Genomic DNA, 23,646 nt, shown 5'->3' on the forward strand with positions numbered 1-23,646 from the left:
GTGAGGGGCTAGGTATGCGGGCACATTGGCACTGTCGTTTTCCTCACCGACGCGTTAATACGGCACACTTGGTACGTGCCCGAAAAGAACTTTGACCCCAGCGCCCCACATGCCCGCCAGGAAGAATTCGGATTTGAGGTCGGAACCCGGCTCACCGCACCCGACGGCTCCCCCATGCTGGGCCGCACCGGTGTAATCCGCACGCCGCACGGCGAGATCAAAACACCTGCGTTCATCGCGGTGGGCACCAAGGCTACCGTCAAGGCAGTGACCCCGGCCCAGGTTGAAGAGCTCGGAGCCCAGGCGGTCTTGTCCAACGCCTACCACCTGTACCTGCAACCGGGTGCGGATATCCTCGATGAGGCCGGCGGGCTGGGCAAGTTCATGGGCTGGCATGGTCCTACCTTCACCGACTCCGGCGGATTCCAGGTGATGTCCTTGGGCTCCGGTTTCAAGAAGGTCATCGATATGAAGTCCGTTGACCAGTCAGGCCCGGATGACGCGGTAGCGCCGGGCAAGGAACGCCTGGCCAACGTAGACGAGGACGGCGTCTGGTTCAAATCCCACCTTGATGGCACCAAGCATCGTTTCTCGCCAGAAATATCCATGGGGGTCCAGCACCAGATCGGCGCGGACATCATGTTCGCCTTTGACGAGCTGACCACCTTGCAGAATTCGCGTGGCTACCAGGTTGAGTCCTTGGAGCGCACCCGCCGCTGGGCTGAGCGCTGCATCGCCGAGCACTTCGCGCTGACCGATTCCCGCGAAGGCAAGGAATACCAGGCCCTGTTCGGCGTGATCCAGGGTGCGCAGTACGAGGATCTCCGTCGCAAGGCCTGCCAGGATCTTGGGGCCATGGCCTTCGATGGTTTTGGCATCGGCGGCGCCTTGGAGAAGGAAAATCTTGGAACCATCGTTGGCTGGTGCGCCGAGGAGCTTCCGGAGGACAAGCCTCGCCACCTGCTGGGCATTTCCGAGCCTGATGACATCTTTACGGCCATTGAAAACGGTGCAGACACTTTTGACTGCGTCTCCCCTACTCGCGTGGCCCGCAACTCCGCTTTCTACACGCCGTGGGGCCGCTTCAATCTTTCAGGCGCCCGCTACAAGCGCGATTTCACCCCTCTGGTGGAAGGCTGCGATTGCTACACCTGCCAGAACTTCACCCGCGCGTACATTCACCACTTGTACAAGGGCAAGGAACTGCTCAGCCACACCCTGATTTCCATCCACAACGAGCACTTCACTGTCGGCTTGGTTGAATCTGCCCGCCAGGCACTGGAGGATGGCACCTTCTTCGAGCTCAAGGATCAGGTCTTGGCAAGCTACTACGCTGGCAAGCCGGATCCACAGGGCCAGCCGGCCGCTAAGTAGCCAAGACTATAAAGCTGTGGGCATCGTTGTCCCGCCGTGCGGCGGGACAACGATGCCCACTTTTCGTATTTAGGCCGAAGCTGCCACTACTTTTCTGATCATTGGCAGATGCATGATTCCATCGTCGTCAAAGTCTTCGCCGCAGCGTTCAAAGCCGAACTTTCCGTACCAGCCTTCCAGCTGGGTTTGCGCGCCAAGGTGAATCCGGGCGTCGGTTCGGCACATGTCCACCGCTCGTTCCATCAGCATTCCAGCCACCCCGCGGCCGCGGGCTTCAAGCTTTGTGGCAACCCGTCCAATATGCGGGTCCTCCCCGTGAACGTCAAGGATGCGCACGGTGCACAGCAATTCCCCGTCTTCCCATGCGCTCAGATGCACCGTACCCTCGGCAAGGTCCAAGCCATCCAAATCCGGGTAGGACGAACGCTGCTCGACAATAAAAACGTGGGTACGCAATTTGAGCAACGCGTACAGCCGCTGGGTGTCGAGATCTTCAGGGTTTTGAATTGCTATTTCTACGTTCATCGTCTCATCCTATCCACGCGATCTCCTCGGAAACTCTCCGACCAGTAATCGTAAAGCAGGGACGGTGAATACCGAGGAAATCACCCATAGCGGCCAGGCAATTTCAGTGCTCGGGCTAAGCGCCAGCGAAAACATCGGAGCAAAGGTCGCCATAGCGCGAACCAGCGTGGAGAGTTCGCTGAATAGGACGAAGCCAATCGTCGCTTCGCTGGTGGCACTGCCCAGCAGGCTCTCCCAGTCGCGTTCCTTGCGTTGTGCATGCCCGAGGCTGGCCGCTGCGCTGCCCAGGGCCCCGATGACCAGCGCAGCGCACCACAACCAGAAGCGGCTCAGGTCCACAATGCCCAGCAGTCCTAGTCCCCCGGTCAATGCGCTCAGCGCTACGGCGCTGCCGAGCACGGCAAATAGGGCCGCTGTTTGGCTCAATCTGGCAGCTGATTGCCCCAGGTGTTGTGTCAGTTGAGGCTGCGTGAGCAATGGGGCAATGACTCCCGAGAGATTCAGGGCCAACAGCACGCCGAGAGCCGCATAAAAGACCACGGCGCTCAACGGGTTCGCGACCTGGTCAACGGCCGCCGCCAAGGCCATCACGAGCAGCAGATAGCCAGCGGTGGTGCGCCAATAGCCGGCTCGCATCAGGCGCAACGCCAGGATCCTCCAGATCACTGGCAGCCTCGCGGCGATGAGCGTTCCGTGTCGGCGTCTGCGGCCGATGGCAACCGCTGAAGGACCGGTGGCGGCCCGGCCATCGGCCTGCATTAGAGTACCGAGCGCCAGCTGTTGCTTCTCGCCTGATGAGCGGAGGGAGCGCGAGCCAATGTGCCGGTTGCGCTGCATCGCCCACCAGGTGCCAATTATGCCCAGGGGCAGCAAGATGGCGGAGGCATAAGTCCATGTGCGTAATTGCAGAATTGAAGCAGCAACGCCTTGCACTGCGCTCATGGTCCATTGGTTCTCCGCTGCCAGCAAGCCCCAGGAGACCGCAAGCACAGCAATGATTGCCATGACAGATCTTCCGAGCCAGCGTTGCGCCGGGCTTTGCAGCCCGAAGCTTTGCACGATGACTCCTGCATTGGCTAACAGGAGGCCGGCCAGGACAAAGCAAGCCAATGCACAACCAGCCAGCAGCGGGTCGAAGGCACCGGTTAGGCCGTAGAGGACGATCAGCCACAACACCCCGGCAAAGGCACTTGCGAGCATCCCGAATAACAGCGCCTTGCGCAGGGCCCGGGCCCGAAGGGAGGCGGAACTAAGCGGCAAGGGCAACCACCAGTCGGCCGTGGCCGCATTCACGGCCACCGGGCCCAGGTGCAATAGCAATCGCAACAGCCAGATGGCGGCAAGCACCAGCAAGATTGGAGACAGCTCTTGGAGGCTCCATACTGCAGTCGGCATTTTTGGGTGCGCTACGCCTTGCCCAAGCAGGGCGAAGATGAGACCGAAGATCGCGCTGAACAAATATGCCAGGGCCACAAGAGCGGCCAGCACCCATACGTAGGCGTCCGAAAAACTATCAAAGCGTTCTGAAAAGTTCCGCCGTCGCTTGGCTCGGAGGATGAGTTGCTGCGGATCGAATCCGGAAGCTCCGACCAATCCTTCGCTATCGTTCAAGCCACTGCGCTCCAGCCTCGGCGCTGAGAATTCTGCCTTGATCCTCATCTAGCAGAAGGGCATGGTCAAGGCTCTGGCGAAGCAGTTGCGGGTCGTGAGTAACGACGAGCAAGGTCGTTGCGCACTGCCGCAGCGCAGCTAGCCGTGCATAGAGCTTCTGCCTGATCCGCAGGTCCAAACGCTGTTCTGGTTCGTCGAGAAGCACCAGCTGGGCTGGCCGAATCAAGGTTGCAGCCAATAACACCTTGCGTCTTTGGCCCGAGGACAGTTCACCGGGAAGCAATCCGGCGACTGCTTGCAGATCGAAAAATTCGAGCTCTTCTTCAACTTTCTGTTGCCATGAAAGCAATCCGTGGCCACGAGCCACCAATTCAAGATGCTCGGCGACACTGAGTTCCTCGAAGAATGTCCCGTCGGCGATTTGGACTGCTACCTCTCGGCGGAAGGCCTTCGAATCCTCATCCACGGGCAGACCAAGGAATTGAACCTCGCCGTGCATCGGTGGCAGATGTCCGAGGATGGTGCGAATCAACGTGGATTTTCCGCTGCCGTTGGCCCCGATAATTCCCACTCCCTGTCCTGCGGACAGGTGCAGGTTCAGTGGTCCGCAGATGGTTCGTTGCGCATATCCGATGGTCAGGTCTTTTGCTTCCAATTGGTATTCAGTGCTCTGACCTGTCTGCATGGTGACAACGTTAGCCTCCGGGTACAGCTGTGGGCATCGTCCTTGCGGATGATGCCCACAGGTTGCCTAGCTTGCGTTGGCGGCTTGGATATAGCCTGGCTCGCGTTTCTTGAACCATCGGATGACCAATGAGGTCACCGGCACCAGAATGATTTCAACAGCTGTCTTGTAAACGAATCCAACGACTACGTAGTTGATGAAGTTCGGAGCGTCGCTAATACCGATGACCGGGGCGGCGATGGCGCAGAAGATCAGCGTATCCAAGAACTCGCCGACGCCGCTGGAGCCGATCAGGCGTCCAATCAGCCCGCGTTCACCAGTGCGTTCCTTGAGCTTGACCAGCACCCACGAATTGGCGAACTGGCCGACGAAGAATCCACAGGCCGAAGCAAGGACAATCTGCCAGATTGGCCCCAAGGTCCGTTCCAAGGCTTCTTGCCCATCGTAGAATTCCGCGGAAGGCAGCTGGATCATGATCCAGAACGAGATCACCGCGAAGATGGCCAGCGCAAAGGTGAGAATGATCGATCGGCGAGCTGCTTTCAGCCCGTACACTTCCGAAATGACGTCGCCGAGGATGTAGGCCATTGGAAACAGGAAAAAGCCGCCGTCGGTAATGACAGGTCCGAAGCTCACGCCTTTGGAGGCGCCGATGTTCGAGAGGATCACGATCGCGCCCATCAGGGTGAGTACCGTGGAGAAGTAGGGGGAACCGGCCGAAGCGAAGACCGCTTTTTTGGTTTTGGTCAGATTATTTGCGGCGTTGATTTCGCCCATGCTAGTTGTCCTTGTCAAAGTGGTTCGCCAGAATTTTGCGACGAAGGCATGCCCCTGCCCTGTAAAAAGGTGGAGTTTCAGCCTGCGTGCTGTTCCGCTGTATTAGCACTTACCTAGCAAGTATCCCATGTTGGTCTCTGGTGGTTGCTGATTGCTTTAGCACACAACCAAGTTCTAGGAATAAAAAATCCGAGAATTCAGCATCTCACTACTACTTCTTCGAAATATTAAATCGAGGAATCTAATACCGCAGTGATCACTCTCCCGTGCATCCGCATGAATTTTTTCATTTTTTGAACGCGTTCAAAAAATGCTAGACTGAACTTCACCACATTGCTTTTGAAGGGCCGATGAGTATCCAACCACGCACCGAAAAAGGTCGTCAGACGCAGGGCAAGCTCCTATCGACCGCTTTGGACTGCTTTGCCGAAGATGGCTACCGGGCGTCGAGCATGCGAATTATTGCCGCCAACGCCGGAGTGTCCCTTTCCCACGCCTACTACTACTTCCAATCCAAGGAAGACATCGTCGCCCAGCTGCTGCTGAACCTGCGCAACGAGCAGTACGGGCTTTGCCAAGGACGCTTGGATGAGGGCAATACCCTGGAATCCAATATCCGCGCGGTACTGGATGCCGGGGTCCTTGCGTTGGCGCCCTATCATGAGTTCGGTCCGGTCTTCTTGAAGGTTTTGCTGTCCGACGAATACGCCAATGAACAGGTGTCGAAAATTGAGCTCTCGCTGTGGGAACAAGCCGTTGCTGGCGCCCGGCCGTTGCCGCCGCTGGGAATCCGCCGCGATCTGCCGAAGTTCCTTCTGCTGGTGTCCCGCCATGTCTTTTCCGCGTGGGCCTATGACCAGTCGGCGCAGCAGCGCCGCTCCCGAGCGCTGATGAAAAATATGGCACCGGTGGTCGCCAAGTTCGCGGTGCTTTGCCGCCTGCCGGTGGTCCGATCCCTCTTTGAGGACATCTTGGCCCTGATGGATCCAAAAGCCATTGACAAAGCCGAGGTCGACCTGCCGGTTCGCTCGACTTTGCGGCGCCCCAAGGCCTCCTAGTTCCAGCGCCATCCGGCGGGGACATTGCAACAGGGCAACCCAGTTGAGTATTGCCCAGTTTTTAGGCGTAAAGTCTGTGTTGCCGACAGGTGATCCCTAGCGAACCAAAAAGGAGAACGCAACACCATGAGCTCAACTGCGCGAACATTGCCAAGTTGGACCAGCGACTACGCATTACTTCGCGACCGCATTGCATCCTTCCCCAACCAGCAGGAAATTCGTTCGGTGAACCAGGACGGCGATGACGTAGAAATCTTGCGTTATTGGCCAGAGGATTCATGGACCGCGCCGGCAGATGCGCAGCGATTGATCTTTTTGGGTCCCGCCAACAACAGCACCCGAGCCAAGCTGCAGGGCGAGGGGTGGCAGCACAGCGCAACGATGCACCTGCTGGCAGGAAAGCCCGAAGACGTTGAACAGGTCGTCAAGCTTTCCGACACCTCTGGGCTTTTCGAAGCTCCCATGGAAAACTACGATGTCGTCGAGGTAACGGACTTCGACCGTCCCGTAGCCCGCGGCCGAATGCATTTTGGCCCAACCTATGGCCTGCTCAACGATCCCGATCTGTTCTCCCCCGATGATCCGGACACGGCTCGTCGCGCCGTGCTGGCCAACTTCGCCGGCTCGGCTTTCAGCCACGCCCTGCCCTGGCTGCTCTTGGTAGCCACAGAAGAACATGCCGCGCAGCTGCCGGCCGGATGGTCCAAGGCGACCGAGCTGGCCTTCTGGCAGCATAATTAAATCGATTCCATTCCGCACTACTTTTAATTGAGACTATGACTAATACAAACACTGTTGACCCAGCCATCACCTTGACCATCGCCGGCTCCGAAGCCACCGGTGGCGCTGGCGCCCAGGCCGATTTGAAGACTTTCCAGGAACTGGGAACGTACGGCATCGTGGCATTGACCTGCATTGTCTCTTTTGATCCCAAGGATTCTTGGAACCACCGCTTTGTCCCAGTGGACCAGCAGGTCATTGAAGATCAGCTCGAAGCGATCCAGACTTGCTACGAAGACAAGCTGGGCACCGTCAAGCTGGGCATGATGGGCTCGCCTGCAACCATCAACACCGTCGCCACCGCCTTGAAGTCCCATAAATGGGACAACGTGCTGCTGGATCCAGTGCTGATCTGCAAGGGCCAGGAGCCTGGCCACGCACTGGATACCGACGAAGCGCTGAAGTCGGAATTGCTTCCACTGGCAACCTTCGTGACCCCAAACCACTTCGAAGCCGAGCAGCTCTCGGGCCTGAAGATCAGCACCGAAGAAGACCTGATCGCAGCAGCCAAGAAGATTCACGAAATCTCCGGTGCCGCGGTTCTGGCCAAGGGCGGCGTGCGCATCTCCGGCGAAGATGCCGTCGATGTCTTCTACGACGGCACGACCCTGGAAGTGCTGCGAGAGAAGAAGATCGGCGAAGTCGCTGTTTCCGGCGCAGGCTGCTCGCTGGCCGCTGCCGTCACCGCAGAACTGGCCAAGGGCGCGACCTCCTTGGACGCAGCGCGTACCGCCAAGGCTTTCGTGACCGAAGGCATTCGCAACCGCGTTTCGGGCAACACCCCATTTGATGCCCTCTGGCAGGGCGGAGGCCGCTAGATCGGGCTTCCTTCCCTGCAAGAACCATGATGCCGGCCGTGTCCTTGATGGATGCGGCCGGCACCAGCTTTAAGCGTGATCATGCTCATTGGCATCATCTGGCGACTCTTGCTACGGTAGTTGTAGAACATCAATCATCGACGCGTGAATTAGCCACGGGAAAGGGCGGTCGGCTATGCAAGCCACTTTGACGCTCCACCCGTTCGTCTGCGCGTCGAACGGGGCTGGCAAGTAATCACCGCCCAGGGCCTTGGCCTTTGGGTTTTCCTTGGCTGCCCATTCTTTCGTTTCATTGCAGACCTCAACGTCCCTTTTTGACTAATACCTTCGCGCGCCATTTTTCTGCGCGCGGACTTATTGAGGATAATCATGCAGCCCTTAACCGAAAAAACCATTCGTTCTTCCTTCATTAACGCCAGCCGCCAGGAAGCCAAAAAGCTGACGCTCCCCGAAGACTTCAACTCCCTCGACTGGGATTCCATCGATTACCTCGGTTGGCGGGACCCCAAGATGCAGCAGCGCGGCTACCTGTTCCACGCCGATGAATCGGGCCGGACCCGGGGCATCTTGCTGCGTCCCACCGAAAGCGGACGCAAAACGAGCAACGCCGCCATGTGTGAGATGTGCCGGGACGTCAACATCCCTGCCGCCGTAGGCATGTGGACCACTCGCCGAGCAGGACAGGCAGGTCGCGACGGGGACACCCTGGGAACGCTGATTTGCCTGAACTTCGAGTGCTCGCGCAACGTGCGCATCCCGCCTCCGGAGAATCCGATCTATCCGGATCCGATGGTCGTTGTCGCCGAGCGCATCCAGCTGCTCGACGAGCGCGTGCACAGCTTCTTGAACCGCCTCTAGGAGCACCGCGGACCGAACCCATCTCCCGATCGCCAAACCCGTTCGGCGCTAGCCAACTGATGAGTAACAAAGCGACGATTTTTTCTAAAAAATCCTCGTGCTCAACGGCTAGCGCCGGGCGGGTTTGTCGCAGTGCTGCGCGGTTTTTATTGTGAAATGGCCCAACCGGCCCGAGTGCCGTTTACAGAATATTATTCAACAACCCCTTGATATATGCCGTGCGTCACCTAGGATTCCTAGCTATAGGACGACGCACCAGCGGACGTCGCCTCGGACGATCATCAAAGCTCGCACCGCTTTGCCATGTTCGCCCGCCCCGTGACGGGAGCAGTACCGCTACCCAGCCCAGCTAGGAGAACCATGGTCACTCGGCGCACGCAACGAGTGCCGCGCCTGATTTTGGGGTCAGCCACTGCACTTGCAATGGCTGTCACCCTTTCAGGTCCGGCAAGTGCAGCAGGCATTCCTCAACCAGCAGATGGCGAACAGGCTTTCTCGCTGCCGATTAGCAGCTCCCAGGCGCTGTCAAAACTCAAAGTTTCAGGACCACTAGCCAAAGCCTCCGGCAAGGTATCGGTGTTCGTGCAGCTTGAGGGCGACGGCGCGTTCGAGGCCGTCAAGAAGTCTGGCAAGAAAAAAGACACCGCCAAGGTCAAGAAGATGGGCAAGGACGTCAAGGCCAAGGGCAAGCAGCTCGCGGCCGAAGCGAACTCCACGATCATCTACACCACGCACAATGCTTTGCGGGGCGTGGCCCTCACCGGCGACGCTGATGACCTGCGCAAGCTCGCAGAACGCAGCGACGTTGCAAAAATCAGCTCCATCGTTCCGAAGAAGCCGTCAAACCGCAGTTCCGTGGTTGATACCGGAGCCCTGGAATCGTGGAAGTCTCTGGACAAGACCGGCGAAGGCATCAAGGTCGCCATCTTGGACACCGGCGTGGACTACACCCACGCAAGCTTCGGCGGACCCGGCACCCTGGAAGCCTACAAGGAAGCGCAAGCCTCCGAGCAGCTGCCTTCAACCGACTCCGGGCTGCGCGATGGCAACAAGTTCATCGGCGGCTGGGACCTGGTCGGCGATGACTACAACGCCAATGATGCGGATGAAAGCTACCAGCCCATTCCGCACCCGGACCCCAACCCGCTGGATTGCGAGGCTGCCGGCCACGGCTCCCACGTTGCCGGCACCACCGCCGGCTACGGCGTGAACGCCGACGGCTCCACTTTCACCGGAAACTACGCTGACTTGGATGCCAAAGCCCTTTCCGAGATGAAGGTGGGCCCCGGCTCGGCACCCGGATCGCAGCTGATCGGCATCCGCGTCTTCGGTTGCGAAGGCTCCTCCTCCGTGGTGGGCCAGGCACTGGATTACGTCCTGGATCCCAATGGCGACGGCGACTTCTCCGACCGCGCCCAGGTAGTGAACATGTCTTTGGGCTCGGATCACTCACCGACCGAAGACCCGGAAAACGACATCGTTGATGCCCTGACCAAGGCCGGCATCCTCTCGGTAGTGGCCTCGGGCAACGCAGGCGATGTCACCGATGTCGGCGGCTCCCCCGGCAACTCGCGGTCCTCGCTGACCGTTGCCAACTCGGTTGGCTCGCACGTTACCCTGGACAAGATCCAGGTCGACGAGCCTGGCGATGTTGCAGGTACTGCTTCGGGCCAGTACTCCGCAAACTTCAACTACACCACTGCTGACCCAGCAAAGCTCTCCGGTGAAGTTGTGATGGCCCCGGCCGGCAACGAATATGGTTGCGACGCATTCGAAGCGGGTTCACTGGAAGGCAAGTGGGTTTGGCTCAAGTGGAGCGAGAACGGCGAATTCCCTTGTGGATCCGGCGCTCGTTTCAACAACGCCGAAGCCGCCGGTGCCACCGGTGTTCTCCTGGATTCCGAAGCCAACCTCTTTGATGCCGGTATCGCGGGCAACGCCACCATCCCAGGTGCCCAGTTCACCTTGGATGAGTCGCAGCGACTGCGCCCAGCTGCAGAGGCTGGCACGCTGAAGGTGACCCTGTCTCCTGAATTTGTTGGAGGATCTTCCAGCGAATCCGGCGCCGGAGATACCTTGAACTCCTCGTCTTCGCGCGGCGTTCATGGCACCAACGGCGTAGTCAAGCCTGACGTTGCCGCACCGGGCACGCAGATCGGCTCGGTCGGTGTCGGCACCGGCACCGGCACCGCCGTCATGTCGGGCACCTCAATGGCCACCCCGCTGGTGGCAGGCATTGCGGCACTGGTTCTTGAAGACAGCGACTACACCCCCTATGAGGCCAAGAGCGTCATCATGAACACCGCTGCCACCGACATCAAGGCCGCCAACGGCGAGGCCTACGGGCCGAACCGCGTAGGCGCTGGCCGGGTGATGGCCGATGCCGCCATCCAGACCCCTGCCTTTGCCTACGATTCCGAGGCACCGGATCTGACCAGCGTGGTCTTCGGAGTTATCGAGCTCGACGGCAAGAAGGGCTACTCCGCCCAGCGCCAGATTACCGTTCAGAACACCAGCGACAAGGCCCAGACCTACCAGGCCGGCTACGTTGCTTCCACGCAGATCCCCGGTGCAACCTACACCCTGGACCGCAAGAGCATCACCGTGGAAGCAGGCAAGAGCGCGCAGCTGACCGTGACCCTGCGTGTTGATCCGAAGAAGTGGGCCAAGACCATCGATCCAACGATGGACACCACCCAGTCCGGGCTGTCCCGTGCATGGCTGGCCGATGCTACCGGTCGCGTTGAGCTGACCAGCAGCGACGCTCCAACCCTGCGCATCCCGGTCCAGGCAGCTCCGAAGCTGGCCGCCGACATGTCCGGTTCGGCGAAGAAGCTGAAGAAGGGCTCGGACACCACGATGCTCAGCTTGAAGGGCAAGGACATCACCGCTGGGCAGGGCGCTACCGAAGTGACCTCGTTGCTCGGTGCCTTTGAACTCGGTGCTTCCAGCGAACGCGGCGACGCCTCGCTGGATTCCATCCCGGCAGCACGATCCATGGATCTGCAGTATGTCGGCGCTTCGAGCACCGCGCCACGCACCGGTATGGCCGATGGACAGCTGAACATCGGCATCTCCACCTGGGATAACTGGGCCCACCTGGCCGGTGGCACCGAGCTGGATGTCGAGTTCGACACCAATGGCGATGGCGAGGCCGACTTTGTCACCTTCACCGCCGCCATGGATGAGGTCGACCTGGATCTGGCAGCGACCTTCGATCTGGCCACCGGCGAGCAGGTTGACCTGCAGCCAGTGAACGGCGTGCTGGGCGATGTTGACACCAACACCTTCGACACGAATACGGCAATCCTGCCCGTCTCGCTTTCGGCTCTGGGCCTGAGCGAGGACGCAGCGCAGATCTCCTACCGCGTCCTTGGCTACACCTGGTACAACACCGATGAGGCCGGCTCGATGGTTCCTGTGGACCAGACCGGCTGGATCGACTTCAACGCGGCGACGCCGCAGGTTGATTTTGGCGCAGAAGGCTCGCTGTTCACGGACCTGAAGGGCAACAAGATCCCGGTAACCGTTGCCGATAGCACCAAGGCTTCCAAGGCGCTGCTGCTGCACTTGCACAACGCCAGCGGGGACCGTGCCCAGGTGCTGGACATCGTTTCCGGCAAGACCGGAAAGCCAAAGGGCAACTAGCCTCCGGCTTTCCCGAGACCAGGTCCGGGGCGCTTCCTAGCGAGTAGGAATGCGCCCCGGACCTTTCTTAATCCCAAAAGCGGGGCAGTGCTCAGTTCTGGCGCAGCTTTGCTTCCAGAATCGCCGTTGCCGCCTCACGGACCTGGTCTGCGAACTTCTGATCGCCCTTGGCTTCTTGAGCCAGCGCCTTGGCCATGACGATCGCCTGATCGGATTTCACGCATAGCGGCACGGTTCCGCCGGCCGCCACGAACTTCACTGCCCTTTGGCCCACGGGAACCGAGCTGACCTGCTGTGCCTCGCAAAGGTCATCGGAAATCACCACTCCCTCATAGCCCAGGTCCTGGCGCAGCAGCCCGGTGATGATCTTCTTCGAGAAGGGCGCATCATTTTTCGCATCAAGTTTCGCGTAGCGGGCGTTGGAGATCATGACCCACGCGTTGCCTTGGCTGATCGCCTGCTTAAAAGGCTCGAGGTCGGTGGCCTGCGCACCGATCACCGTGTCGGTGACGCTGGTGGAGGTGTCGGTATTTTTCAACACCCGGCCCAGACCGGGGAAGTGCTTGACCACCGGCTGCACCCCGGCTTTGCCCAGGGCGTCATTCACGGTGGTGATGGCCGAGGAAACCTCGCCGGCGGTGTTGCCGTACTGCCGCCCGAAATAGCCGATGGGCGCGTTGCTGGTGCCGATCGCGGCGGGAACGACATCCGCCACCGGTGCGAGGTTCACATTGATCCCGGCCTCGGCCAGCTCCTCACCGGCTTGCTCGATGCGCGAGGACAGCTTGCCGGTGGACCATTGGCCCTGTTCGGAAGCGGTGGGCAGCTGGCTGAACCCGGCGCCCTGCAGCACCCGGACAAATCCGCCTTCCTGATCGGTGGCCACCCAGACCGGAAGCTTGCCCGGAACGTTCGAGCCCAGCGGCTTGGTGATCAGTTCGACCTTTGCCGCGGTCTGCTTCACCGAGAGCGTGGAGCGCCCGCGAAGGAAGATATTGGAGATGCCCTGCTCTTTCATGGCAGCGATTTCAGCAGCGCTCGCCGAGGTGGCCGGGACTCCTGCCATGACCAGGCTCGCTGCCTGCTCCGCCACGCTCAACTGGCCGACCAGCTCCAGGGCCTGCTCGTGCAGCGTGGGTTCCTGGCTCTGCGTTGGCGTGGTGCTTTCTTCCGGCGCGGATCCGGTCGGCGTCGTCGCTGTCGCTGTCGGAGTCGGTGTTGCTGCGCTGCCGGGACTGCTTGCCGTGCTGCCCGGCGGGTTATTGGAAGTGCCCGGTGCACTGCATCCAGCCAGCAGCAGCGCCGCCAGCATTCCCACGGATATGAACTGCTTGGCACGAGTAGTCATAGGATCATCTTGCCACCGGATCGGCAATCCTTCAGCTTCCCGGGCCACGTTCTGCCTCTCCGGAAGCACCATCTTCACCGGAGTAGTATGTGGAAACACGGCCGTCCACACAGGCCGTTGCATGGAATTCATTCAAGGAACAGGCGGTGTCATTGTGGCTTGGACACAAGTATCGGACGTTGCACAACTCACGCAGGCGCTGGCCTCGGGAGCCGAGAAGATCGAGGTCACCGGGAGGTTGCAGGGCATGCCCTCGGTGACCTTGCCGCCCGGGGTTTCGCTGCGCGGCGGCGAGCTGGTCTTCGGAGGCAAGGGGCTGCGCCTGACTCGCGACAATACGGTTGAAGACCTCACCGTGCGCACCGCGCTGCAGGAGCTGGCCATCTACAACGATGCCGCTGTCACGGATCTCGGTACGCTGCGGCTGCGCAACGTCACCAGCTACGGCCAGGTCTACTTGTGTGCCCAAGGCAATATCCGGGCTGGGCGGATCGAGGCCGACGGCGTGCACGTGGCGCAGGCCGACACCCGCGGACGCGCGGACCGGCCCACCGGGTTCGGGGTGGAGGCCCTGCAGGGGGCATTCACCGTCTGGAACCGCCAGGCCGACGCCGAGGTGGCCCTGACCGCCCGGTTGGAGAACATCAGCGCAGGCAGCGAAGACACCCCGGTGCGCGGCGGCGGCGTATTTGTCGGCGGGCACGGCGACACCGCGGGCAAGGCCGATGGCGGCACCCTGGCCGTGGAGCTGCTGTCCACCGGCGATGTCTACTCCGACGGCGGCATCGCCCCGGGCACCCCGGATGTGATCAGCGGCGGCGTATTCGTCATCAGCGGAGCCACCGTGGCCGAGGTCCTCAATCTGGGAACCACCACCACCTACAGCCAAAACGACATGGTCCTGGATAACTGGGGCGCGGTGGAGAACTGGACCGCCAAGGCGAAGGTCACCTCGCACGGGCCCAGCGGGATCGGCTTCGTCAACTTCGGCGACATCGGCGTGCTCACCGTCGAGGCCCCCATCGAGACCACCGGACTTGGCGCCCGCGGCTTCAACGTCTACGACGGTTCCCTGCAGGAAGCCGTTTTCGACTCGATCACCACCTCGGGCGACGGATCGGTGGGCGTCCAGGTCAGCCGGGAGCTGCCCAAGCTGACCATCAAGGGCAGCCTGAGCACCTCCGGGGGCAGCGGCGAAAGCCTGGTCAAGGGCGTGCTGATGCCGCTCTCCGCAATTGCCCTGAGCGTGAAGCCCAGCGGCCACATCGGCGAAGTCAGCATCGGGTCGGATATCTGCACCGCCGGCGACGGTTTGGCCACGGTGGATCTGGAGGGCCCGGTGGGCTCGCTGCATGTAGGCGGGAAGATCATCGCCAAGGGCGCGGGCGCCTCGGCCGTGCGCCTGGCCGGTGTCCCCGGGCCCAGCCTCGAAAACGTCACCTTGGAGGCGCCGAACGGCCAGCCTTTGCAGGCCTGAAACGCCCAGGCCCGGACCGTGCACGGCCGCGGCCCGCGACTAGGCTCGAACTTCCAGAAGCTCATCCCATTCGGTGGTGTAGCGCTGGGAAATATGTTCGCGCTTCATCGTCCAGGCCGGGCTCTGGGCCATCCCCGCGGGGCCCAAGCCGATGGACTTCGCCCCGAAACGGGCGGAAATATCCTGCACAACCGAAGAAACGTTCTTCTGCTCTTCCTCCGCCTGCTCGTCGCCAAGCCCGAAGAGATCCAGCTGCTTTTCTCCCGGCGAATCGCTCAGCCCGGAAAGGATCACTCCCCCGCGCACGTAATCCATGCCCGGCTGCATCAGGTCCCCCATGGCGGCGATGGCCAGCTTGCTCAGCAGGATCGGATCGCGTGTTGGCCGAGGCAGGCGCACCTGCGCGCTGGGGAACGACGACTCGCCCTGGGCAAATCTGCTGGTCCCCGCGGTAACCGTCAGCAGCGAGGCATAGCGTCCTTCGCTCGCCAATCGGCTGGCGGCCTTTTGCGCGTAAATGGACATGACTTCTTCCATGGCCTCATGGGTGCGCACCGGGGTCGAGAAGGACCGGGTGAACATGACCTGTCCACGATCCGCGCGTTCTTCCACCGGGCCGATGCAGCGCTGCCCATTGAGCTCGAACACGGTGCGCTGCAGCACCACCGAAAATTTCTTGCGGATGAGCAACGGGTCGGCGTCCCTCAAATCCGCGATGGTTTCAATGCCCATGCTGGCCAGCTTGGCTCCGGATTTTCGCCCGACGCCCCACACATCGGTCACGGGAACCCGGGAAAGAATATTGCCCAGAACCTGCTGGTCCATCAGCTGCTGAACGCACACGCCGCCGAGGCCCGGATTGTGCTTGGCGATATGGTTGGCCAGCTTGGCCAGGGTTTTGGTGGAGGACACTCCGACGCAGACCGGGACACCGACGACCTTGTCGATGGCCTTGCGGATCTGCGCTGCGGTGCTGCGCACCTGTTCCAGGCTCCCTTCCAAGCCGATGAACGATTCATCGATGGAATACACCTCATGCCAGGTTCCGTAGCGGCCGAGCAGTTCCATGACGCGGGCGGACATGTCGCCGTAGAGTTCATAGTTGCTTGAGCGCACGGCCAGGTGGTGGCTGTCCATGAAACGCTGGACCTTGAAGAATGGCTCGCCAGTGGCTATGCCCAGGTCTTTGGCTTCCTGCGACCGGGCCACAACGCAGCCGTCGTTATTGGAGAGCACGACTACCGGCCGGTTGCGCAGCGAGTAGTCGAAGGCCCGCTCGCAGGACACGTAGAAATTATTCACGTCCACCAGGGATACATGGTCAGCGGACATGATGCAGGCACCTGGTAATCACGCCGAAAACTCCCACTTCATCGCCTTCGTCCAGCCAGACCGGCAGCGGCGATTCGTCGCTGAGCAATCCAACTTTGGGCCCATCGATATGCCAGCGCCGCACCAGCATCTGGCCGTTGAGGTTCACAATGACCACCGAAGCATGGCGGACCGATAGCGAGCGGTCGACGATCACTTCATCGCCATCATGAATCCCGGCGGACTGCATTGCATGCCCGCTGACCCGCATGATGAAGGTGGACACCCGATCCCGGACCAGCAGCCGGTTCAAATCCAGGCCGCCGTCGAAGTAGTCGCGCGCTGGCGAGGGGAATCCCATCGCGGATACGGCTTGCACCGGGCCCTGGCTGGCGCCCGGAGGCATCAGTTCCTGTTCGTCAGCCACACCCACCACTCCCTGCCGCAAGCTAGTACAAATGTTCGAATACAAGAATTGTACAGCGCCCGGCAGGATGCTTCACACCGGTGATGCTTCGAGCAGCTCCCGCGGCTTGGCCCACAAGGCAATCACCAGGCACAACACCATGCCCACCACCGGGACGGCGGGCCAGATATACCACCAGGCCGCCAGCTCATGATCCGGATGGATGCCAAAGAAGCGGATGGTCCATTTCGCCGAAACCATCAATTCCATGCTGAACAGCACCAATATAGCCAGCATGATCCGCCGCGGCCATGCGTCCAGGCGGAGGGCCACCACGGCCCACGCATAGGCCATCACCGGGCCCCACACCCAGTGGTGCGACCAGCTCACCGGCGACACCAGCAACGGGCACGTTGCGGCAATTCCCAGCAGCACCACCGGCTCAACGGCTCCATCCAGCTTGTAGAGCAGGGCAATAAACGCCAGGCCGACGGCGAGCGCCAGCACAAACCAGATCAGCGAACCCGCGCCCAGGCGGGTCAGGAAACCCTGAAGGGAAATATTGTCGATATAGCCGACATTGCCCACGCGCGAAGGGTCGCGCACCACGTCGAACCAGTAGTCCAAGGTGTTGCGCCATTGGAAGACCAGCCCGATGGCCTGGGTACCGAAAAATACCAGGGTGCCGATGATGACCGCTCGCCATTTGCGCATGGCCAACGGAAGAATCAGCAAGGCAATGGGGGTGAGCTTGATGCCCGCGCAAATACCCACAGCAATGGCAAACGGGGTCATGGACTTCGAATTCACCAACGCCAGATAGCAAGCGCCGAGTATCAAGATATTAATCTGCCCGAACCAAATGGTGTCCCGGAAAGGACCGGAAATCAGCATCAGGCAGGTCAGGGTCAATGGGGTGACCCAGCGGCCGAGCTGTGGCCAGCGCCGGGCAATTCGGGTGGCCAGGTCCTTGCCGACAAAGAAGGTCAGGACTATGGAGGCCAGCATCGTCACCGCCACCGAGACCCAATACGGGAAGATCGCCATGGGAAGGAAAAGCAAGGCGGCAAAGGTCGGGTAGGTGAAGGGCAACCCCGGATCGTTGATGGGACCCACAAAGGGCCCGTACAAATCCTCGGGTTCGCGCAGCAGGGTCAGTGCGCCTTCGCGGTACACCGACAGATCCCAGCCGGTAGGCTCGATGGCGATCAACGTCCAGGCCAGGATCAAGACCATCGCTATTTCCAGGATGGCTGTTGAACGCGGAACTGGCCTGATGATTGAAGAACGGATAAATCATCACCCTAGCATTGGTGGATCTGGCGGCCCGGCAGCCCAAGCGCCTGGCGGCAGTAAAGGAATTCTGAAAGCACAAACAATAAAATCAGGCGGAGCGGCTTTCATCATCGGTGCCGGTCCGCGCCAATTCCTCATTTGCGCCTGCCATTAACCCTAGAGCAAAAACCGAAAGCCCAATTCCGCTGCACTTTGCCTTTTATCCTCGCCAGAATTCTGGAACAAACCGGTGGAATCAGGACAGCCAACAATCTCCCTTGCCCGGCGACCCGGATAAGGATCTGCGATGAATCCATCGCAGCACCATGAAAGCAGACGGAACTTTTCCATCGGGCGAGAAGTTCTAATCTTGAAGCAGAAGAATTGCCCACGAAGGAGCGCAGTGAAAGTTTTACTAGTCAGTTGCGGCGATGTCGCCACCGAAGCCGGACTGCGCTTCCATGCCCAGGGACACGATGTGACCGGGTGGCGACGCAACAGCAGCAAGCTTCCCGAGCAGTTCGCCGGGCAGGACGTCGACCTGCTGGATCCTGGCCACTGGCCGGACATTGATCCCGAGACCGAAGTAGTGGTCCTCACCCCGGTCCCGGTGACCCGCGATGTCCAAGGATATGAGCGCAGCTATCTGCAGGTGGCCCAGGAACTTTGCGCCCGGCTTCGCGAGCAGGCGCCACGGCTGCGCCGCCTGGTCTACATCTCCTCCACCGCCGTGATGGGCGGCGAGGACGGCGAATGGGTCAATGAGCAGGCACCGGTGGCCGCCACCCGCGACACCGCAAAGGTTTTGGCACGTACCGAAGCAGCGCTCGCCGAAAGCGGACTGCCGGTGACCATCTTGCGCGCCTCGGGCATCTACGGCCCGGGGCGCACCAGGCTGATTGATCTGGTTACCTCTGGCACCGCTAGAATTCCGGCAGGTTCGCACTGGACCAATCGAATTCACCGCGATGACTTGGCCGCGGCCATAGTTCACGTGGCCAGCTTGGGCGGCCAGGCTGCTGATCTGTATTTGGCCTCGGACAGCGCTCCGGCCCAGCTGGGCGAGGTGTACCAATTCCTCGCCGCCGAACTGGGCCTGGAGCAGCCGGAGCAGGAAACGGCGCCGGCCACGCGGCGTGCCGGTGACCGGCGCTTGGATAACTCCGCGCTGCTGGGCAGCGGCCTGGCCTTGCAATTCCCGAGCTATGCCGAGGGATACCGCCAGATCCTGTCCGGCGCTTCTACCCGGCACGCCTAGCTCCAAGGCGTCGCTGGGCCAGCTGGATCAGCACCCATCTCAAATGCCCGCTGCGCCTAGCCCGGGCCTAGAATCCCTTGCGCAGCGGATTGAAGTGACGGGCAATGGCTGGAACCTGTTCACCAGTGATCTGGGCAGCCAAGATCTTCCCGGTCAGCGGGCCCAGAGCCACTCCCCACATGCCGTGGCCGCCGCCTACCGACACGCGAGCAGAGCCAGTTTGGCCAATGAGCGGCAGGCCGTCGGCGGTGCAAGGACGCCCGCCCACCCACTCTTCCCTGCGGTGCTCCCAGTTGATGCCCTTGTAAACCGGGGCCGCAGCGGCCACGATGGCTTCGATGCGCTTTGGCTCCAGCTTGTGGTTCACATCCCGGAATTCCATGGTGCCGGCAATCCGGAAGCGGTCGCCGAGCGGGGTGCAGGCCACGCGTTGGGTCGGGAAGTAGATCGGGTGCGTCGGCATATGTTCGGGCTCGACGGTGAATGAGTAGCCACGTCCGGCCTGGACCACTACGTTGACCCCGAACTTCTTGGCCATATCGGTCATCCAGGCGCCGGTTGCCAGCACCACATGGTCGGCGGTGATTGCCCGCCCTTCGGAACCGATCACGGTCACCGAGTTCTTGTTGTCGCGAATGTCGGTGACGTTAAAGGATCCAATAATGTCGCCGCCGCGCTCAACGACTGATTCAGCGAGCGAAGCCATGAACTTCGGCGGGTTGATGTAGCGCTGGTTCTTGATAGCAACACCGGCGGCAACGTTATCCGAAAGTGTTGGTTCTATTCCGCGCAGCTGGTCGCCGGTGAGCAATTCATAGTCGACACTGCCGCCGGTTTTCTCGATCATCTCAAACTCATGCAGGAACGATTCGCGGTCCTTGAACGAGGTGAATCCGGTGAGGAAGGGGTTTGCCGGTTTGGTCAATTCAAGCACGCCAGGACCAGCTGCCGTGGCCTGGGCAATCTCGTCGAAGGAGTCAAGGCCGCTGCCTCCGATTTCCGAGAAGATGCGCATGGCCGCTTCCCACCGCTTGGGCATCGAGTGCCACGCGAAGCCGAGCAAGAAGCGCAGCAACTTTGCATCGGCCTTCAACGGAATGTAAAGCGGAGAGGTCGGGTCAAGCATCATTTTCAGGCCGTTGGCAAAAATCGCCGGCTCCGCGATGGGCAGGGTCAAAGCCGGAGTCAGCCACCCGGCATTGCCCCACGATGAGCCTGAGGCTACGCCGCCTCGATCAACAACCGTGACTTTCACGCCGGCTTCTTGCAGGTACCAAGCCGTGGACAAGCCTACGAACCCCGCACCGACAACGACAACATGATCTGGCGCAGTTACCCCTGCCATGACCCACTCTCCTTGCAATCTTTTGGCCCCTTAACACGAGGTCGCATGTGTTCACTGTCGCGCGATCCGCAGTGAAATTCAACGCGTTCTGAGGATTTAACGGTGAGCGCCACCACACTACGGTGTGATGTGTGTTTTCTGCGGAAATCCTTACCATTCGCCGCACTTTTAACAATTCTCTGACGAGAGGCGAAAACTTTAACCGCACGGGATGCAATGAAGCACATCAAGAAATCACGCCTGAACCGTGCCCTGCGTACACTGAAAGGAAGCGAAAATTGCCCTTTCTCGATCAGCCATCTCAAAGGAACACCACCACACACATGGCCTCACGCAAACCAGCCAAGAAAAAACCAGCTCAGGGACATCCAGCTCGCCGTGCAGGCGCCAGCTCCGTACCTTTTGAAACAGAGGTGCGACAGGCACTTCAGCCGTTCAAATCGCAGCTCTTCCGTCACTTCCAAGAAGAAGGCCAGCCTGCCAGCGAAACCCGCGCAGCGCTCGAAGGGTTGACCACCCTGCTGACCGTCCATGCCCAATTGCGCAAGAGCGTTGACGTACAGTCGCTGGATCCATCAATTCTTGGTGAGCAGCTCGGCCACCTGTCCTCGCTGGGCAAAGAAGTTGCTGCAACCAGTGCAGCAATCCTCAAGCACTACCTGACGTTCTTGGGCACCTCCGCCAATTTTGGCGGCAGCGTGGAGGACTTCAAGCAGACTTTTGAGTTCCTCTCCCGCATGGCTGGTGACTCACCGATCGTCGCGCCTTACCTTGAAGACGAGGAAGCAAATGGCGCTTTTGAATCCATGCCATTCGTCTTTGCAGCGCGCGAGCTGATCCAGTGGGCTGGCGACGGCAAGCCCACCACACCGGCCGGAGTATTGACGGCGGAAACCTTGCAGGACGCAGCCGCGGCACTGGGCCTGTTCATCAAGGTCGACGAGAATGCTCCAATCCCCGAGGATGCCACCTGGGAACCAGAAGACGGGACTGTCGTTCCTTCGCTGGCAGACATCCCCCGGCTTTCCGCCTACTGGGATGCGCTGATCGGCACTGCCATGCTGACCTACCAAGCACCTCACGCCAAGCCAACCGAGTCGCTCAGCGAAGCGCTGTTGGCTTCCAGCGGTGCCGGTGCACGCGTGGTCAAGGAACTGATCGCGGAAGTGCTGTACTCGCACATCCTGATCAACACTTTGGAGAAGCCAGGCCAGGCGCAGATCGCGGAAATGGTGGCCGGGGTCTTGAGCAACGCCGCCTCATCCACGCCCCCACGCGCCGAGTTTGCCTTGCAGATTCCAACCACGGATGACCTTCCCGAAGAACAGCACCACCTGATCCCAAGCCTCGAGGAGGTTGTGCCACAGGTTGAATCGTTGCTGCGCGTCTTCGAGCGCGAAGGCCTGGTAGAAATCGACGAGCACATTACCGTTCCCATTGTGCTTCGTTCTTCATTGGAGCGCGCATTGGGCAAGGTTTCGGATCATGTGCTGAAACAGGACACGGATTCGAGCGCCCCGGAAGCGTAAGACCCGCAGTTGCCCAAATGCGATGTGCCCGGAGGATCTCCAGGCACATCGCATTTTTATGTGATTCTCAGATATCGGCGAGACCACGTCGGTCTGGACTTAAATTATAAAAGGTACGTTGCATTGTAGACAGACAACGACGGGCGATGGGGGCGCAGCCGCCGATGAAAGATCAGTCCGTTTATTCAATGCAACGTACCTTTTAATCACCTTCAGGTCCTTCATGATGCCACTCGCAAAACACCACCAAGTACCTTATTGGTGATCGGTCTTCACCGATACATGTCTAACTTATCGCGTTCACAAGAATTTCGAAATCATACTTTAGTAGGAGGGTAGGGCCTTGAACGGGATGCTGGCCCGAAGTGTCCACAGTCCCTTTTCGGAGCTGGTCGAGAACTTTCCGCCAAAGGTTCGCATGCGGTCGGACATTCCAATCAGCCCACTGCCACCCTCTGGCAGGCCCTTTGCCTTTCTGCCTGAAATGTCTATCTGATTAGTAATTTCAAGTACAGCTTCCGTGCCGTTGGATACCAATTCCAGGGTGCAGACACTGCCTGGAACACCATGCTTTATGACATTCGTTGTAGCTTCTTGCATCACGCGATAGATCGCTGTCTGCGCCGAACGGGGAAGATCAGAGATCTCCTCATCCGTGGTTGAGTTCACTTTAAAGTTCGCGTCTTTGAGGCGTTGAGCGAAAAGTTCCGCTCCTTGAAGAGCGTAAACGGTCGTTGCAGCCGGCTTGTCGACACCCAACGCCGCTTCGTCCGACATCGTGCCATCAGCCCGCAATACGTTGAGCATCAGACGCAAGTCGTGCAGGGTTTCGGAACTCAGCTTGGCAATGACGTCCAAGGCATCGAGAGCCATCTGGCCGTCGTTGGCAAATTTCGCCGCCTTCGACTGCATGGCCACGATGGTGATGTCATGCGCAACAATGTCATGAAGATCGCGGGCGATGTTCTTGCGCTCCCTTTCAATAGCTGAGCGCGTTTGCTCTTGAGCCCTAAGCATTTGCTGCACGACGTCTGCGTTCTTCTCTCGCAGGATGAAAATGCTGCGGGTCAGAAAGTAGGCCAATGCTGTCAGCGGGATCAGAGCCACCAGCAATATGGCGTCCTGATCCGCTTGGAATCCAAATTGGACCATCCAGGCGGCCGACAATGTCAGGAATAACCCACGAACACTCCGGGCACTCACCGTGGCCGCAAGGGCAGCAAAGATCATGAACGAGACGATCGTCCATACAAACAGGAAACCCGCATTGAGAAAAAAGTAGGCAACAGCTACAAAAAGGCCCAATGACACCGCAACCCAGCGCGTTGCCAATATCAAGGTAACGCAAAGCATGAGCCCTACCAGAGCGCCTTGAACCGATACCTCAGAGGAACCGCTAAATCCATCTTCCAGCAGGGTCAAGAACTCGCTGCTGGACATCACAACGAGTACCGTGATGCCAACCCAAATAATGACACCCCGACCAGCCAAGAGCTTGGTCAGGGTGCTTTTCAGTCGTTCACTCATAGGCCGAATAATTCACGGCAACGCTGATCAAGTCAA

19 protein-coding genes are annotated in these 23,646 nt (G+C 60.0%); 9 read left to right on the plus strand and 10 right to left on the minus strand.

All coding sequences use genetic code 11. The annotated features are described in order from the left end of the window. Positions 1-75 precede the first annotated feature (75 nt). Positions 76-1,374 carry a tRNA guanosine(34) transglycosylase Tgt gene (tgt, locus tag H6F58_RS08800; RefSeq protein WP_060700511.1) on the plus strand — a complete coding sequence of 433 codons (1,299 nt, stop codon included), beginning with the start codon at positions 76-78 and terminating at the stop codon, positions 1,372-1,374. Between the two features lie 69 nt (positions 1,375-1,443). Here tgt and H6F58_RS08805 read toward each other — a convergent pair whose 3' ends face one another. From H6F58_RS08805 to H6F58_RS08820, 4 genes are all read right to left on the minus strand, one after another. Next, on the minus strand, positions 1,444-1,899 hold the full coding sequence (locus H6F58_RS08805) for a GNAT family N-acetyltransferase (RefSeq protein WP_060700510.1): 456 nt from the start codon (positions 1,897-1,899) through the stop codon (positions 1,444-1,446). Between the two features lie 9 nt (positions 1,900-1,908). Beyond that, on the minus strand, positions 1,909-3,510 hold the full coding sequence (locus tag H6F58_RS08810) for a hypothetical protein (RefSeq protein ID WP_171918655.1): 1,602 nt from the start codon (positions 3,508-3,510) through the stop codon (positions 1,909-1,911). Further along, on the minus strand, positions 3,500-4,195 hold the full coding sequence (locus H6F58_RS08815; RefSeq protein ID WP_171918656.1) for an ATP-binding cassette domain-containing protein: 696 nt from the start codon (positions 4,193-4,195) through the stop codon (positions 3,500-3,502). The genes H6F58_RS08810 and H6F58_RS08815 overlap by 11 nt, the downstream gene beginning before the upstream one ends. Before the next feature lie 66 nt (positions 4,196-4,261). Next, the gene (locus H6F58_RS08820) at positions 4,262-4,972 is read right to left on the minus strand and encodes a queuosine precursor transporter (protein ID WP_060700507.1); all 711 of its coding nucleotides are present in this window, start codon (positions 4,970-4,972) and stop codon (positions 4,262-4,264) included. 350 nt (positions 4,973-5,322) lie between these two features. On the opposite strand from H6F58_RS08820, the gene H6F58_RS08825 reads away from it, so the two are divergent. The 5 genes from H6F58_RS08825 (at position 5,323) to H6F58_RS08845 (ending at position 12,134) form a co-directional block, all read left to right on the plus strand. Further along, positions 5,323-6,030, plus strand: coding sequence for a TetR/AcrR family transcriptional regulator (locus H6F58_RS08825; protein WP_171918657.1), 708 nt, complete (start codon positions 5,323-5,325; stop codon positions 6,028-6,030). A gap of 126 nt (positions 6,031-6,156) precedes the next feature. Beyond that, positions 6,157-6,771 (plus strand): hypothetical protein, encoded by a 615-nt coding sequence (locus H6F58_RS08830; protein ID WP_171918658.1) that lies wholly within the window; start codon positions 6,157-6,159, stop codon positions 6,769-6,771. Positions 6,772-6,806: 35 nt separating this feature from the next. Next, a complete protein-coding gene (gene thiD, locus H6F58_RS08835; RefSeq protein WP_195181595.1) occupies positions 6,807-7,628 on the plus strand; it encodes a bifunctional hydroxymethylpyrimidine kinase/phosphomethylpyrimidine kinase in 822 nt (273 codons plus the stop codon). Positions 7,629-7,997: 369 nt separating this feature from the next. After that, positions 7,998-8,486, plus strand: coding sequence for an FBP domain-containing protein (locus tag H6F58_RS08840; RefSeq protein ID WP_060700503.1), 489 nt, complete (start codon positions 7,998-8,000; stop codon positions 8,484-8,486). A gap of 360 nt (positions 8,487-8,846) precedes the next feature. Beyond that, positions 8,847-12,134, plus strand: coding sequence for a S8 family serine peptidase (locus H6F58_RS08845; protein WP_171918660.1), 3,288 nt, complete (start codon positions 8,847-8,849; stop codon positions 12,132-12,134). A gap of 91 nt (positions 12,135-12,225) precedes the next feature. Here H6F58_RS08845 and H6F58_RS08850 read toward each other — a convergent pair whose 3' ends face one another. After that, entirely contained in the window at positions 12,226-13,482 is a 1,257-nt protein-coding gene (locus H6F58_RS08850) for a glycoside hydrolase family 3 protein (RefSeq protein ID WP_171918661.1), read from the minus strand. Between the two features lie 121 nt (positions 13,483-13,603). On the opposite strand from H6F58_RS08850, the gene H6F58_RS08855 reads away from it, so the two are divergent. After that, positions 13,604-14,959, plus strand: a complete 1,356-nt coding sequence (locus H6F58_RS08855) for a hypothetical protein (protein WP_206693580.1) — start codon at positions 13,604-13,606, stop codon at positions 14,957-14,959. Between the two features lie 39 nt (positions 14,960-14,998). On the opposite strand, the gene H6F58_RS08860 is transcribed toward H6F58_RS08855, so the two are convergent. From H6F58_RS08860 to H6F58_RS08870, 3 genes are all read right to left on the minus strand, one after another. Beyond that, positions 14,999-16,291, minus strand: coding sequence for a Y-family DNA polymerase (locus H6F58_RS08860; RefSeq protein ID WP_171918662.1), 1,293 nt, complete (start codon positions 16,289-16,291; stop codon positions 14,999-15,001). Then, entirely contained in the window at positions 16,281-16,697 is a 417-nt protein-coding gene (gene umuD, locus H6F58_RS08865; RefSeq protein ID WP_171918663.1) for a translesion error-prone DNA polymerase V autoproteolytic subunit, read from the minus strand. The genes H6F58_RS08860 and umuD overlap by 11 nt, the downstream gene beginning before the upstream one ends. 72 nt (positions 16,698-16,769) lie before the next feature. Continuing rightward, positions 16,770-17,912, minus strand: a complete 1,143-nt coding sequence (locus tag H6F58_RS08870) for a glycosyltransferase 87 family protein (protein WP_171918664.1) — start codon at positions 17,910-17,912, stop codon at positions 16,770-16,772. A 442-nt stretch (positions 17,913-18,354) separates the two neighbouring features. On the opposite strand from H6F58_RS08870, the gene H6F58_RS08875 reads away from it, so the two are divergent. Continuing rightward, complete coding sequence (locus tag H6F58_RS08875; protein WP_171918665.1) at positions 18,355-19,209, plus strand: NAD-dependent epimerase/dehydratase family protein; 855 nt, start codon at positions 18,355-18,357, stop codon at positions 19,207-19,209. Between the two features lie 67 nt (positions 19,210-19,276). Here H6F58_RS08875 and H6F58_RS08880 read toward each other — a convergent pair whose 3' ends face one another. Next, positions 19,277-20,554, minus strand: a complete 1,278-nt coding sequence (locus H6F58_RS08880) for an FAD-dependent oxidoreductase (RefSeq protein WP_171918666.1) — start codon at positions 20,552-20,554, stop codon at positions 19,277-19,279. A 323-nt stretch (positions 20,555-20,877) separates the two neighbouring features. On the opposite strand from H6F58_RS08880, the gene H6F58_RS08885 reads away from it, so the two are divergent. Continuing rightward, the gene (locus H6F58_RS08885) at positions 20,878-22,083 is read left to right on the plus strand and encodes a hypothetical protein (protein WP_195181596.1); all 1,206 of its coding nucleotides are present in this window, start codon (positions 20,878-20,880) and stop codon (positions 22,081-22,083) included. A 324-nt stretch (positions 22,084-22,407) separates the two neighbouring features. On the opposite strand, the gene H6F58_RS08890 is transcribed toward H6F58_RS08885, so the two are convergent. Continuing rightward, positions 22,408-23,610, minus strand: a complete 1,203-nt coding sequence (locus tag H6F58_RS08890; RefSeq protein ID WP_171918668.1) for a histidine kinase — start codon at positions 23,608-23,610, stop codon at positions 22,408-22,410. Positions 23,611-23,646: the final 36 nt, after the last annotated feature.

It is taken from the genome of Glutamicibacter sp. FBE19 (assembly GCF_015524875.1).
GTDB classification, from domain to species: Bacteria; Actinomycetota; Actinomycetes; order Actinomycetales; family Micrococcaceae; genus Glutamicibacter; species Glutamicibacter halophytocola.